Consider the following 13,482-nt stretch of genomic DNA (forward strand, 5'->3'; position numbering starts at 1 on the left):
GCGCGGCGGGCGGGGCCTGCTGGGGCGTGGCTGCCCGCGGGTCGGGCTGTGCCGGGGGCGGCCAGGCCGGGGACGCGGACGGCTGATCCTGCGCGCCCTCGGGGCGTTCGGTCATCGGCTTCTCCTCGTGTCGTGGTGGATGGGGTGCGGCGACGCGGACGGAGCTCGCCCACCAGGGCCGCCGGACCGCGCGGCAGGGTGTCGTGTGCGAACGTGTGGAGGAGAAGTACCCGCGGCCCGATCCCTTCCATGCGGCCTCGGGGGCCCCGGCCGCACCCGAAGATCCAAGCCTCTCAGAACGCCTCCCGCACGGTCGTCCGTGAAACTACGCACCCCGCCTACGCAACCTGGCAGGACGGCCGGGGCGGCGGCCGTCACGGGGCGGGGGTCGGAGCCCGGTGCTTTCATGGGAGTCATGACCAGCAGAAGCGTCGTAGTCGAGCGGCGGGTCGCCGCTTCTCAGGGGCGGGTGTGGGAGGCCCTGACGGACCTCGGCCGGATGGACCGGATGCTCAGCGGTGTCACGCGGGTGGAGGTCCTCACGGACGGGGGTTTCGGGGTGGGCACGAGGTGGCGGGAGACCCGGCGCATGTTCGGCAAGGACGCCACCGAGGAGATGTGGGTGACCGTCAGCGAGCCGCCCGAGCGCTATGTGGTGGAGGCCGAGTCGCACGGTTCCCGCTATGTCTCGAAGTGGGTGCTGCGGGCGGACGGACCCGAGTCGACGACGATCCTGATGACGTTCTCGGCGGATGCGACCGGTGCCGTCGCGGGTCTGCTCGCCAAGGTCATGGGCTCCGTCGGTGCCCGTGCCGTGCGCAAGGCCGTCACGAAGGACCTCGACGACGTCGCCGGGTGGGTGGAGGGCCGCAGGAGCTGAGCCGCCCCTGCGGCCCTCCGGTCACCGGGTGCGCGTCAGGAGTCCAGGCCGTAGCCCGAGGTCACGTAGGCGCACTCTGTGTAGATGTAGCCCGACTCCAGCTTGGCGGTGTCGGAGGCGGCGCTGGACGCGCTGCCGCCCTTCGGCTTGTGCAGGAAGTACGTGGTGCCCACCGGCAGGCTGATCGTGCGCTGCGGGTAGTTGTCGTTGCCGCTGCACGGCTTGAACCCGGTGACGAGGGTGCTGCTCCAGCTGTAGCTGGAGCAGGTGCCGCAGCCCTTGAGGGTGAAGGTGCCGGTGACCGGGCCGGTGTACATGACCTGGATCTCGTCGGGGCTGTCGTTCTTGACCGTGACGGAGATGCTGCCGCCGGAACGCGTCGTGGGCAGCTTCTTGCCGGCCGCCGGGACCTCCTGCGCGATCTCGGCGGCGATCGCTATCTTCTTGGCGCGCGGCGCGTTCTTGTGCTTCTTGTTGGCGTCGACGAAGTCGTTCATCGACGTCACCGCCTCGGCGAAGTCGCCGTCCTTGTACTGGTCCACGCCACAGGTGTAGACGCCCGCGGACGCGGCGTTCTCGGCCCGTCCGGCGTCGGCGGCGAGGGCGTCGGCGACGCCCGCCTTGTCCCCCGGCAGCGCCTTGACCTGGGAGCCGAGCGTGCCCAGCTGGTCCACGGCGGTGCACGGGTCGTCGCCGCCGACGGCCTTGACGGCCTTGTCGACGGCCGCCTTGACGTCGGGCTCGACCTTCGCGGCCTGGTCCGAGTCGGGGAACGTGGTGAGGAGGTCGCTGAACTGGTCCTGCCAGCCCGCGGTGCCGCCCGCCAGGCCGGCGGACGCGCACTCGTACAGTGAGGTGGCGAGCCGCTCGTCGGGCCAGGTGGCCAGCGAGCCGAGGTCGTCCCTGCTCACGGTCTGCGGGACCGTGCGCAGGTATTCGAGGGGAGTGACCGCGGCGCAGTACTCCTGCTTGTCGTAGGGGGCGCCGACGGTCGTGTAGAAGGTCTTCAGCCGGTCCGGGACCTTCTCGGCCGCCCGGGAGTCGGGGTGGTCGGTGCGCAGGTCGTCGTACGCGGTCAGGGCCCTGCGGAACTCGGACTGGGTCGTGGAGAAGGACTCGCCGGAAGCCTTGTCCACGAGGTCGTCGGCCTTCTCCAGCCGGTCCAGGAGCATCTCCTCGACGGCCTCCTTCCGCGCGGTCTCGTAGAGCAGACCGCTCGCGACCGGTACGCCGAGGAGGAGAACGCCGAGCACGATGGCGAGCGGGGACTTCGCGGGCCACACCAGGCGGTTGCGCAGGCCCAGGAAGGCACCGTGGACGGCCACGAGGAGGAGGAACAGGCCGTAGACGGTGAGGGTCGTGCCCGAGACGCCGTCAGGGTCGGCCGGCAGCACGGTGAAGAGGAGGAGGCCCGTGGCCGCCCAGCACACCAGTGTGAGGAGCGGGCGGCGGATCAGCGCGTAGCCGAGCCCGAGACCACTGAGGTTCAGCAGGCCCACCCCGACGGCCCGCCAGGCGTCCGGCGGGCCGGGTGGCGGCCCCGGCGGCATGGGCGGCACAGGCGGCACGACGAAGCTGTGGCTCCAACCGTCCTGGTCTCTTACGCCGTACTGATCCCCGGACATCTCGGATCCCCCCGTCAACTCCACCCGCATGCTTACGAATTGTCAGTGTACGGCCGAAACTCGATGCCGCGACAGGTGATTCTCGGGCGCCGACATAGATCGACTTCCATTCGTGACCACCACCTGGCACATGGCCCGAACGGGTCGTTCGCACCGCCCGCCGACGCGTGAAAGGTACAGGCCCCACAGCTTGTGGACGCACGGGGGTCACCGGCCGGTTCGCTCGACGAGCGGGGTTTTTCCCGCGTCCGGTCCGGGATCCGGGGCGCGGCGGGCGGGGTCCGTCCGGGCGAGGACCAGGACGGCCGCAGTGTCCGTCGTGAGGACGCCGGCCGCGAGCAGGACCCACACGGGGGCGGTCGGATCCGTAGGGGGCGCGGCCGGCGTAGGCGGTCGCGGTGACCACTCCGAAGAAAGCGGCGTAGTCGAGGGCCGCGACCGCCAGGACGGTCCCCGCCCTGGGGGCGCAGCCGGCCCGCGTCGCACAGGATCGCGAGCACGGTGAGGAGTTGGAGACCGTGCGGTGCGGTGGCATGGGCGAGCTTGGCGCTGCCCGCCGCTCCGAACAGCACCTCCCGCGGTACCACCCCCGGTGTCGTCGAACGCGGCCTCCCCGATGGCGGCCATGCGGCCGACGCGACATCACCGAGCAGCGGCAGTCACCGGGCCCAGACCTCCGCCATGCTCCGCCCCGAGTCTTCGATACAGGATCGATTCCTGCTCAAATCAACAAGGTTGGCGGAGCATGGGGACCGCATCCGGACGGTTCTGCGGGGTCAGTAGCTCCCGCGCCTGACCCGGCGGAGCAGGACCACTCCGGCGAGTACGGCCACGCCGCCGATCATCGCCGGCCACAGTTGCGCCCCGGTGTCGGCGAGGTCGCCCGTCGCCGACTGGGACCCCTGCGATCCGGGCTGACCGGCGGGTGACGGGATGTTGGCGGCGGGCGCCGTCTGCTCGGGGGCCACGGCCGCGCCGCCGTCGTCACCACCGTCGTCCGCACCGTTGTCGGCGTCTTTGTCGCCGCTCTCGTTCTCGGCGGCGTTGCCGCGCTGGGTCGCCTTCACCGAGGCGAGGACCTGGGGCTCCTTGTCGCCGCCCTGGTTCGCCTCGTCGTCCGTGCCGCCGGGAGCCTGCGCGGTCTCGGTGGGGCCGGCCGTGTTCTCGTCCTGGTCCTGACCCTGGTCCTGACCCTGGTCTTGGTCTTGACCCTGGTCCTGACCCTGGTCTTGGTCCTGACCCTGGTCGTTGCCGGGCTGCTCCTGGCCCTGACCGTCGTTCTGGTCGCCGCCCGGCTGCTCCTGGCCCTGGTCGCCACCCTGACCGGTGTCGCCGCCCTGCTCGCCACCGTTGCCCTGGTCGCCACCGTTGCCTTGGTCACCGCCGTTGTCCTGGCCACCGTCATCGCCCTGGTCGCCCCCGACGTCGGCCGCGTCGCACTCGCGACCGTCGTTGATGCAGTCCACCATCTCCCGCATCAGGTCCTCGTCGAAGACGTTGATGAAGTCGCCGTGGTCGGTGACGGGCTTGTGGAGCTGCTCGGGGAAGGCGTCGACGGCGAACAGCGGGGTCGTACGGCCGCCGTCCTGGAGGCTCGGGGCGTCGACGTCGTAGACGATGCGCTGGACCAACTGCGGGATGGCCTTGAAGCCGGCGGCGCAGCTGCCGTCCGCGGCGGCGAAGGCCACGTGGGTGCGGTGGTTGGCACTGTCGATGTTGCGGCCGTCCCAGCAACTCTGGAACTTGAACGTGCGCACGACGTCGCTGCCGGAGGGGCAGAGCGGGTACTTGTCCTTCAGCTGCCGGTCCTCGAAGCCGGTGCAGCTCCAGGACGCGTTGGCGTTGGCCGTGCCGTTGACGAACGCCTTGGCGTCGCCGGTGATGATGCGCAGCAGCCGCGGCATCTCCGTGACGTCACCGCGCGGGCTGCCCTCGAACGACATCGTGACTTCCCTGGGCGTCACGATCTCACCGGCGTTGCCCTCGATGCCGCCGCCGGGAGAGTTGGCGTCCTGCTCGGCGGTGCCGTTCTGGAGCCGGATCACCGGCCAGAAGTACGAGGACCTGTCGCCCTGGTTCTCACAGCTGGTGTCGGCGGCCGCGAGGTCCTCGTCGCTGGAGAACGCACTGTTGCCCTGGTTGCCGACATAGTCGTGGAAGTGGTGGGCGCCGTTGGAGACCCCGGGGGCGACGATGACGTTGTCGGAGTTGAACAGACCGTTCGCGTTCACACCGCAGGCGGTGGTGAAGGAGCCGGTGGAGCCGTTCTGCTGCCCGCCCCGGTTCCCGGCGTTCGGCTGGACGGACTTGATGTCGGCGTAGTCCGCGGCCACCGGCCCGTTGCCGGCCTGGCCACCGTTGCCCTGCTGGCCCTGCCCGCCCTGCTGCCCGCCCTGGTCGCCCTGGTCGCCCTGGTCCTGACCGTCGCCGCCGTCGTTCTGACCGCCGCCGCCCTGGTCACCGCCGTTCTGCTCGCCACCGTTCTGGTCGGCGTTCCAGTTCTCGGCGGGGCGCAGTTCGCAGGCGGCCAGGGAGTCGAGTCCGTCGGGGCGGTCCCCGACACGGTCGATGGCGATCGCGATCCGCTCGATCGTCGCGGCCCGCTTCTCCTTCAGCGGGTTCATGATCGCGTTGTCGGCGAAGCCGCCGTCCTGCTGCTGGGCCTGCGCGGAGTTCTGCAGCCGCTGGTAGGCCTCGGCTATCTGCTGGTCCAGGGCGGCGAGTTCCTTGTCGACCTCCGCCCGTGCCCCGTCGGGGACCTCCGTCAGTTCGTCTCCGACGTCCGGGCAGTCGATCGTGCCGGCGGCGGAGTTGACCTGCTGGACGGAGTCGTCGGTCGAGTCGTCCTCGGTGGCCGACGCGTAGACGTTGACGGCCACGAGCCCGCCCCCGCCCAAGATCAGCGCGATCGCGGCAGAGGTCGCGCGCCGGGCTCCTGATGGGCGTCTGCGCCTGGTGGTGCGTCCCACGGATAGCTCCTACAACGTCGTGGTCGGGTCCGGGCATGAAAAACCCCAGCCCAATACGGAGCCGGACCCCCATGCGTTCAAACATCTCGTGAATTCACAGGAATCCGACAGGAAGGAGTACGTCACAGGTGGTCACAGCGGTGGCGAACGCTTCGTGGGCCGTGCGGCCGACGCCATCGGCCGTGACCGTGCGTGACCCCCTCTCGCCTCCGGGCGCGGGGCAGTGTAGACATGGGCACATGGTCCGTCTCCTGGGTCGATCTCGCTCTCAATCGACCCGCCGCCCTCAGGGTCGGCCCGCGCAGGGCCGGGACGACCGCGCCCGGCGGGTACCGCACGGATCCGGGGACGCCGCAAGTCGGGAGCCGGGGCACGGTCAGGGCCCTCTCTCGGGCCTGCGATCGACGTTGAGCGGGCGCAGTGTCGCCGGGCAGGTGTTCCTGCTGCAGGTGGTGATCGTGCTGGTGCTGGTCGTGTCGGCCGTGGTGGCGCTGGTCCTGCAGGTACGGCACGACAGCACCGAGGAAGCGCACAACCGTTCGCTCGCCGTGGCGGAGACGTTCGCCAACGCGCCGGGCACCCGGGAGGCGTTGACCAGCGACGATCCGACGGCGGTGCTCCAGCCGAGGGCCGAGGCCGCCCGGATCCAGTCCAAGGTCGATTTCATCGTCGTGATGAACACCGACGGGATCCGCTACACCCATCCGAAGACGGACCGCATCGGCAAGAAGTTCGTCGGCACTCTCGGACCCGCGCTGAAGGGCGAGTCCTTCACCGAGGAGGTCAACGGCACCCTCGGCCCGCTCGTCCAGGCCGTGGTACCGATCAAGGATCCGGACGGCAAGGTCGTGGGCCTGGTGTCGGCCGGGATCACCACCGAGAACGTGGGCGGGGTCGCGGACCAGCAGCTGCCCCTCGTACTGGCCGCCGCCGCGGCGGCCCTCGCCCTGGCCACGGCGGGCACGGCACTCGTCAGCAAGCGGCTCCTGCGCCAGACCCACGGCCTCGGTCCGTCCGAGATGACCCGCATGTACGAGCACCACGACGCGGTGCTGCACGCCGTGCGGGAGGGCGTGATCATCATCGGGGGCGGGGGCCGGCTGCTGCTCGCCAACGACGAGGCACACCGTCTGCTCGACCTGCCCGCGGACGCCGAGGGACAGGACGTCCTCGCCCTGGGCCTCGAATCGCACATGGCCGACCTGCTGGCCTCGGGGCGCGTCGCCAACGACGAGGTGCACCTGGTGGGCGACCGGCTGCTCGCGGTCAACCAGCGGGCCACCGATCTGCAGGGCGAGCCCTCCGGCAGCGTCGCCACCCTCCGTGACTCCACCGAGCTGCGCGCCCTGTCCGGCCGCGCCGAGGCCGCGCGAGAGCGCCTGAGGCTGCTCTACGACGCCGGAGTGGGCGTCGGCACCGGCCTGGACGTGACCCGCACCGCCGAGGAGCTGGCGGAGGTGGCCGTCCCCCGGTTCGCGGACTTCGTCACCGTGGACCTGGCACCCGCGGCGCTCAGCGGCGACGAACCCGATACGGTCACCACGCTGCGCCGTACGGCGTGCAGCGGGATCCGCAAGGACGCGCCGCTGTACAAGGTGGGCGAGCGGATCGACCTCGTCCCCTCCTCGCCACAGGCCCGCAGCATCGACAGCGGCAGTTCGACCCTCGTGGCCGACCTCAGCCGGGCACCCGGCTGGCGGGCGCAGGATTTCGAACGGTCCGCGCAGGTCGTCGAGTACGGCATCCACTCGCTGATCACCGTGCCGTTGCGCGTGGGCCAGCTGGTGATGGGTGTCGCGAACTTCTGGCGCTCGGAGAAGCCCGAGCCGTTCGACCAGGAGGAGCTGGCCCTCGCCGAGGAACTCGTCGCCCGCGCGGCGGTCTCCATCGACAACGCGCGCCGCTACACACGCGAACACACGATGGCCGAGACCCTGCAGCGCAGCCTGCTGCCCCGCAACCTTCCCGAGCAGAGCGCCCTGGACGTCGCCTACCGCTATCTGCCCGCGCAGGCCGGGGTGGGCGGGGACTGGTTCGACGTGCTGCCCCTGTCGGGCACCCGGGTCGCGGTCGTCGTGGGCGATGTCGTGGGCCACGGGCTGCACGCCGCGGCCACGATGGGGCGGCTGCGTACCGCCGTCCACAACTTCACCGCGCTGGACCTGCCGCCGGACGAGATCCTCGGGCTGCTCGACGAGATGGTCAGCCGTATCGACCAGGACGAGGCGGTCCTGGACGGTACCGCCCCGATCACCGGGGCGACCTGCCTGTACGCGATCTACGATCCGGTCTCGCGACGCTGCGACGTGGCCCGCGCGGGCCATCCGCCGCTCGCGGTGGCCCGGCCCGACGGCACGGTCGACTTCCCCGAGGTGCCGGCCGGTCCGCCGCTCGGCCTGGGCGGGCTGCCCTTCGAGACGGCCGAGCTGGAGCTCGAGGAGGGCAGCCGGCTGGTGCTGTACACCGACGGGCTCGTCGAGCACCGGGAGCGGGACATCGACGACGGGCTCGAACTGCTGCGCACCGCGCTGGCCGGGGCCGACACCTCACCGCAGGGCACCTGTGAGGCGGTGCTCGACGCGCTGCCGCCGAGCCGGGCGAGCGACGACATCGCGCTGATCGTCGCCCGTACGCGTGCGCTGGACAGGGGCCGCGTGGTCGAGTGGGAGGTGCCCGGCGACCCGGCGGCCGTCGGCCTGGCGCGCTCGGACGCCACCCGGCAGCTGGCCGAATGGGGCCTGGAGGAGCTGGAGTTCACCACCGAGCTGATCCTCAGCGAGTTGGTCACCAACGCCATCCGGTACGGCGGCGGCCCCATCCGGGTCCGGCTCATCCACGACCGCCAGCTGATCTGCGAGGTCACCGACAGCAGTCACACCTCGCCCCATCTGCGGTACGCGGCCACGACCGACGAGGGCGGCCGCGGCCTGTACCTGATCGCCCAGCTCACCCAGCGCTGGGGCACCCGATACTCCCCCACGGGCAAGACCATCTGGACCGAACAGGCACTGCCCTGACGGTCGTCGGCAGGCCGTGTCCCCGCGGACACGGCCTCCAACGCGCAAGGAGAGACCGGAACATGCGTATCGGACTGCTCGGAACAGGACCGTGGGCCGAGATGACCTACGCCCCCGCGCTGAGCGCGCACCAGGAGCTGGACTTCGCGGGGGTGTGGGGCAGGCGGCCGGAGGCGGCCAAGGAACTCGCCGACCGGCACGGCGGACTGCCCGTGTACGAGGACGTCGACGCCCTGTTCGCCGACGTGGACGCGGTGGCCGTGGCGCTGCCGCCCTCCGTCCAGGCGCCGCTCGCCGCACGTGCCGCCCGAGCCGGCTGCCATCTGCTGCTCGACAAACCCCTCGCGATGGACGTCGAGCAGGGGCGGGCGGTCGTCGAGGCGGTCGAGGAGGCCCGGGTCGCGTCCGTCGTCTTCTTCACCGCCCGTTTCCAGACGGCGATCGACGCGTGGATCACCGAACAGGCCGCCGGTGGGGGCTGGTTCACCGCCCGCGCGGAGTGGTTCGGGTCGCTGTTCGACGAAGAGAGCGACAGCCCCTTCGCGGCCTCGCCGTGGCGGCGCGAGAAGGGTGGCCTGTGGGATGTGGGCCCGCATGCCCTGTCCGTGCTGCTGCCGGTCCTCGGGGACGTGGAGAGGGTGGCCGCCGCCGTGCGCGGGCCCAGGGACACGGTCCATCTGGTCCTCCTGCACACCGGTGGGGCGTCCAGCACGGTCACCCTCAGTCTCACCGCCCCGCCCGCGGCCTCCGGCGCCACGGTGGAGCTGCGCGGCCGGACCGGGACGACCGTACTGCCCACGTCCGACGAAGGTGCCGTACCGGCTCTCGTACGGGCGGGGGACGCGCTGCTGGCGGCCGCCCGTAGTGGCCGCCCGCATCCGTGCGACGCCGCCTTCGCTCTGCGGGTGACGGAGCTGCTGGTCGCCGCGGAAGGGCAGTTGGCCGGCTGACACGCACCGCCCTGAACCTGCGTTCGAGTTTGTGTTCGATCGCCACCGGACATCGTCCGGTGGCGGGCACGCCTTCGCCTCGCGCGTTTCGTGAGCGTGAGGAGGTGCCCGTGAGCGCGACGGACGGGAGCGCCGCCGAGCCCCTGCGGCGCAGGGTGGCGGCCGGGAAGAAGGACCAGGACGCGCGGACGGTCATGCGGCTGCGTCTGGGGGTCGGGGTCATCGGTGTCCTGCTGCCCCTGGCGCTGCCGGCCGGCAACTGGATCGCGGCGCGGCTCGACCGTCGGACCGGGGAGGACGCCTGGCCCGGTTCCATGAGCGGCTCGTACTACACCAGCACCCGCGACATCTTCGTCGGCGGGCTCTGCGCCCTCGGGATCTTCCTGGTCGTGTACCGCTTCAACAAGTTCCACGACCTCCTGGGCACGATCGCCGGGGTCTTCGCCCTGGGTGTCGCCCTCTTCCCCACCGCGCCGGGCGCCGGGGGCGACACCGGCCAGCAGACGGTCTCCGTGTTCCACCAGGTCTTCGCCGTCGGCCTGTTGACGGCGATGGCGGCCTTCTGTCTCTTCATGTACGGGGCTCCGGGCATCAAGGAACGGTCCTACGTGCGGCGTCCCTACCTTGTGGCCGGTGTGCTGATCCTCGTCTTCATGGCGCTCGCCGCCGCGGCGGCGGCCACCCAGGTGGGCGACGACTGGCTGATCACGCCCCTGTACCTGTGCGAGTGGCTCTCCGTGTGGTCGTTCGGCTTCGCCTGGACGGGCGCGGCCCTGTCCCTCGCCGCGGACATCGACCGCCTGCCCCGGACCCGCGCGGTCGTCGGCGCCGTCCTCGGGTGGCTGCGCACTCTCGGCGGCCTGCTGGGCCGGGGGAGGCCACACTCGCGCGCGGCGATGTGACCACACCCGGCCCGGTCCGCGATCGGTGGGCGGGGCTCAGGAGCGGGTGCCGGTGAGGAAGCGGTCGAGGGTGGCGGTGAGTTCCGCCGGCTTCTCCACGGGCAGTTCATGGCCGGCGTCCAGGATGCGCACCTCGGCGTCCTGGCAGGCCTTGGCCATGCGGAGCATCTGGGAGACGGGGAGCTGGATGTCGTGGTAGCCGTGGACGAGGAGGGTGGGCGTACTGATCTCGCCGAGGCGGTCGAGGACGTCGAAGGCACGCATGGCGCCGTACAGGGTCATGACGACCTCGCGCGGGGTGGCCTCGGAGGCGCGGATGTACGCGCGGATCTCCTCGCGGGGGTAGCCGGGAGCGAAGGCCCGCTGGATGTTGGCGGCGACGAACAGCTTGAAGGGGACACGGGCGGAGGCCGCCATCAGCAGGCCACGGCCGCGGCTGTAGGTCATGCGGCCGATGGAGTTGACCAGCACCAGGCGCTCGACCCGCTCGGGGTGGGCGAGGGTGATGGTCTGGGAGATCATGCCGCCCATGGAGTGGCCGACGAGGACGAACCGCTCGACCCCCAGGTGATCGAGCAGGGCGAGCACGTCTGCCGACAGCTCTTCTATCGTGCGCACCCCCGCGCCGCCGCTCTCGCCGTGCCCGCGCAGGTCGAGCCGGATCACGCGCCGCTTCGCGGCGAAGTGCGCCACCTGGTGGTCCCAGCGGTGCCGGTTCGCGGTCCAGCCGTGGACGAACACGAGAGGCACGCCGTCGCCGTCGCGGGGGCCCTCGTCGTCGTACGTCAGCGCGGCGCCGTCGACTTCGAGCTGCGGCATGAGGGCCTCCTGCGGTGCTTGCTTGCGATCCGGTTACCGACCGGTACGGTAACCGGCGGCCCGGCCCCGCGTCACCGTCGTTCGCCGAGGAAATCGGGGATGTCCTCGCATCGGCTCCCGTGGGTCCCGGGCATCGCTCCCACAATTCGCGGGCGCCCCGCGCACCACCCTGTTAACTTCCCCCGGTGTTCTCCCTCCAGCAACCCCCGTTCTTCACGCGCCTGCGCGACGCGCGGCGCGTGCTCATAGCCGGTGCCGGTGGCGGTTTCGACGTCTACGCCGGCCTGCCACTGGCCCTCTCCCTGCGGTCGGCGGGCAAGGAGGTCCACCTCGCGAACCTGTCCTTCGCCGATCTGTACGGCCTGAGCATGGACGTGTGGCTGGAGCCGGACGTCGCGGCCATCGGCCCGGACACCACGTTCCGCGGCGACTACTTCCCCGAGCGCGCCCTCGCCCAGTGGCTGGCCCTGCACCGGCTGCCCAGCACGGTGTACGCGCTGTCCCGTACGGGTGTGGCACCCCTGCGGGCCGCCTACCGCGCGCTCATCGAACATCTGGGCGGGGTGGACGCGGTCGTCCTGGTGGACGGCGGCACCGACATCCTGATGCGCGGTGACGAGCACGGGCTCGGGACGCCGGAGGAGGACATGGCGAGTCTGGGCGCCGTCGCCGGTCTCGACGAGGTCCCTGAGCGGCTGGTGGCCTGTCTGGGCTTCGGCGTGGACGCCTACCACGGGGTCAACCACTCGCTGGTCCTGGAGAACCTGGCCGCGCTGGAGCGTGACGGCGCCTACCTCGGCGCGTTCTCGCTGCCCCGCGACAGCCGTGAGGGCGCCCTGTACGTGGACGCGGTGGCGCACGCACAGCAGTGCACACCGACCCACCCCAGCATCGTCAACGGCTCGGTCGCGGCCGCCGTGCGCGGCGAGTTCGGCGACGTCCGCTTCACCGACCGGACCCGGAACAGCGAACTGTTCATCAACCCGCTGATGGCGCTGTACTTCTGCGTGGACGCGATGGGACTCGCCCGCCGCAACCTGTACCTGGACCGGCTGGAGAAGACCGAACTCACCCGGCAGATCAGCTCGGTAGTCGAGGAGTTCCGGGACGAGCTGCCCCGGCAGCGTCAGCCGCGCGCCTTCCCGCACTGACCGCTCCGCCGGCCATGCCACTGGCCCTGCAGAGCGGACGACAGGGCAGGTGACAGACTGGCGCCATGGAAGAACGCGCATTCGGTAGGTCGGATCAGCACGCATCCGTCGTCGGTCTCGGTACGTGGCAGCTCGGCGCCGACTGGGGTGACGTCGACGACACGGAAGCCCTGGCGGTGCTGGAGGCGGCGGCCGAGTCGGGGGTGACCTTCTTCGACACCGCCGACGTCTACGGCGACGGGCGCAGCGAGCAGACCATCGCCACGTTCCTGCGGAGCCGGCCCGACCTCCATGTGTTCATCGCGACCAAGATGGGCCGTCGCGTGGACCAGATCCCCGAGAACTACGTCCTGGACAACTTCCGGGCCTGGAACGACCGGTCCCGCCGCAACCTCGGTGTGGACCGTCTCGACCTGGTCCAGCTGCACTGCCCGCCCACGCCCGTGTACTCCTCCGACGAGGTGTTCGACGCCCTCGACACACTGGTCGAGGAGGAGCGCGTCGCCGCGTACGGCGTCAGCGTGGAGACCTGTGCCGAGGCGCTGACGGCGATCGCCCGGCCGAACGTGGCCAGCGTGCAGATCATCCTCAACCCGTTCCGTATGAAGCCGCTGCTCGACGTCCTCCCGGCGGCCGAGAAGGCGGGGGTCGCGATCATCGCGCGGGTTCCGCTGGCCTCGGGGCTGCTGTCCGGCAAGTACACCAAGGACACGGTCTTCGCGGAGAACGACCACCGTACGTACAACCGGCACGGCGAGTCCTTCGACCAGGGCGAGACCTTCTCCGGCGTCGACTACGGCACGGGCGTCGAGGCGGCGGTCGAGTTCGCCGCGCTGGCTCCCAACGGTTACACCCCGGCCCAGTTGGCGCTGCGCTGGATCATCCAGCTGCCGGGCGTCACCACGGTCATCCCGGGTGCCCGCACGCCGGACCAGGCTCGCGCCAACGCGGCCGCCGCCGCGCTGCCGGAGCTCTCCGACGGGACGCTCACGGCGATCCGGGACCTGTACGACCGGCGCATCAAGGAGCAGGTCGAGAGCCGCTGGTAGGGCCGTCGGGTGCGCCGAGCCGTCGCGCGGGAAACGGCCTGGTGAGCCGCTTCCCGCGCGTGGCCCTTGCGGCGGGCGGCCGTCAGATGCGGCCGCCCGTGAGCCGGGTGAGCGGGCCCT

General features: G+C 71.3%; 9 protein-coding genes. 6 read left to right on the forward strand and 3 right to left on the reverse strand.

Features of this window, described 5'->3' with window-relative positions:
* Nucleotides 1–415 precede the first annotated feature (415 nt).
* The gene (locus AWZ10_RS00565; protein ID WP_046709118.1) at nucleotides 416–880 is read left to right on the forward strand and encodes an SRPBCC family protein; all 465 of its coding nucleotides are present in this window, start codon (nucleotides 416–418) and stop codon (nucleotides 878–880) included.
* Nucleotides 881–915: 35 nt separating this feature from the next.
* Here the strand turns inward: AWZ10_RS00565 and AWZ10_RS00570 are convergent, their stop codons facing one another.
* The gene (locus AWZ10_RS00570; protein WP_046709105.1) at nucleotides 916–2,505 is read right to left on the reverse strand and encodes a hypothetical protein; all 1,590 of its coding nucleotides are present in this window, start codon (nucleotides 2,503–2,505) and stop codon (nucleotides 916–918) included.
* Nucleotides 2,506–3,281: 776 nt separating this feature from the next.
* Nucleotides 3,282–5,384 (reverse strand): DUF1996 domain-containing protein, encoded by a 2,103-nt coding sequence (locus AWZ10_RS00580; RefSeq protein ID WP_060890165.1) that lies wholly within the window; start codon nucleotides 5,382–5,384, stop codon nucleotides 3,282–3,284.
* Between the two features lie 329 nt (nucleotides 5,385–5,713).
* Between AWZ10_RS00580 and AWZ10_RS00585 the strand changes: the two genes are divergently transcribed.
* The 3 genes from AWZ10_RS00585 to AWZ10_RS00595 all read left to right on the forward strand — a co-directional run bounded on the left by AWZ10_RS00585 (nucleotide 5,714) and on the right by AWZ10_RS00595 (nucleotide 10,343).
* Complete coding sequence (locus AWZ10_RS00585; protein ID WP_173531681.1) at nucleotides 5,714–8,491, forward strand: SpoIIE family protein phosphatase; 2,778 nt, start codon at nucleotides 5,714–5,716, stop codon at nucleotides 8,489–8,491.
* 62 nt (nucleotides 8,492–8,553) lie between these two features.
* Nucleotides 8,554–9,441 (forward strand): Gfo/Idh/MocA family protein, encoded by an 888-nt coding sequence (locus AWZ10_RS00590; RefSeq protein ID WP_046709103.1) that lies wholly within the window; start codon nucleotides 8,554–8,556, stop codon nucleotides 9,439–9,441.
* Between the two features lie 110 nt (nucleotides 9,442–9,551).
* Entirely contained in the window at nucleotides 9,552–10,343 is a 792-nt protein-coding gene (locus AWZ10_RS00595; RefSeq protein WP_046709102.1) for a hypothetical protein, read from the forward strand.
* Nucleotides 10,344–10,379: 36 nt separating this feature from the next.
* Here AWZ10_RS00595 and AWZ10_RS00600 read toward each other — a convergent pair whose 3' ends face one another.
* On the reverse strand, nucleotides 10,380–11,162 hold the full coding sequence (locus AWZ10_RS00600) for an alpha/beta fold hydrolase (protein WP_046709101.1): 783 nt from the start codon (nucleotides 11,160–11,162) through the stop codon (nucleotides 10,380–10,382).
* A 185-nt stretch (nucleotides 11,163–11,347) separates the two neighbouring features.
* On the opposite strand from AWZ10_RS00600, the gene AWZ10_RS00605 reads away from it, so the two are divergent.
* Together AWZ10_RS00605 and AWZ10_RS00610 are read left to right on the forward strand one after the other, a co-directional pair.
* Entirely contained in the window at nucleotides 11,348–12,313 is a 966-nt protein-coding gene (locus AWZ10_RS00605; protein WP_046709100.1) for a DUF1152 domain-containing protein, read from the forward strand.
* A gap of 65 nt (nucleotides 12,314–12,378) precedes the next feature.
* On the forward strand, nucleotides 12,379–13,362 hold the full coding sequence (locus AWZ10_RS00610; protein WP_046709099.1) for an aldo/keto reductase: 984 nt from the start codon (nucleotides 12,379–12,381) through the stop codon (nucleotides 13,360–13,362).
* Nucleotides 13,363–13,482: the final 120 nt, after the last annotated feature.

The sequence above is a fragment of the Streptomyces europaeiscabiei genome (genome assembly GCF_001550375.1).
Classification (GTDB): domain Bacteria; phylum Actinomycetota; class Actinomycetes; order Streptomycetales; family Streptomycetaceae; genus Streptomyces; species Streptomyces europaeiscabiei.

Bases quoted from the DNA above. Each gene is read 5' to 3' on its own strand.
- AWZ10_RS00565 (WP_046709118.1), top strand. From the start codon at position 416: ATGACCAGCAGAAGCGTCGTAGTCGAGCGGCGGGTCGCCGCTTCTCAG.
- AWZ10_RS00570 (WP_046709105.1), bottom strand. From the start codon at position 2,505: ATGTCCGGGGATCAGTACGGCGTAAGAGACCAGGACGGTTGGAGCCAC.
- AWZ10_RS00585 (WP_173531681.1), top strand. From the start codon at position 5,714: ATGGTCCGTCTCCTGGGTCGATCTCGCTCTCAATCGACCCGCCGCCCT.
- AWZ10_RS00590 (WP_046709103.1), top strand. From the start codon at position 8,554: ATGCGTATCGGACTGCTCGGAACAGGACCGTGGGCCGAGATGACCTAC.
- AWZ10_RS00600 (WP_046709101.1), bottom strand. From the start codon at position 11,162: ATGCCGCAGCTCGAAGTCGACGGCGCCGCGCTGACGTACGACGACGAG.
- AWZ10_RS00610 (WP_046709099.1), top strand. From the start codon at position 12,379: ATGGAAGAACGCGCATTCGGTAGGTCGGATCAGCACGCATCCGTCGTC.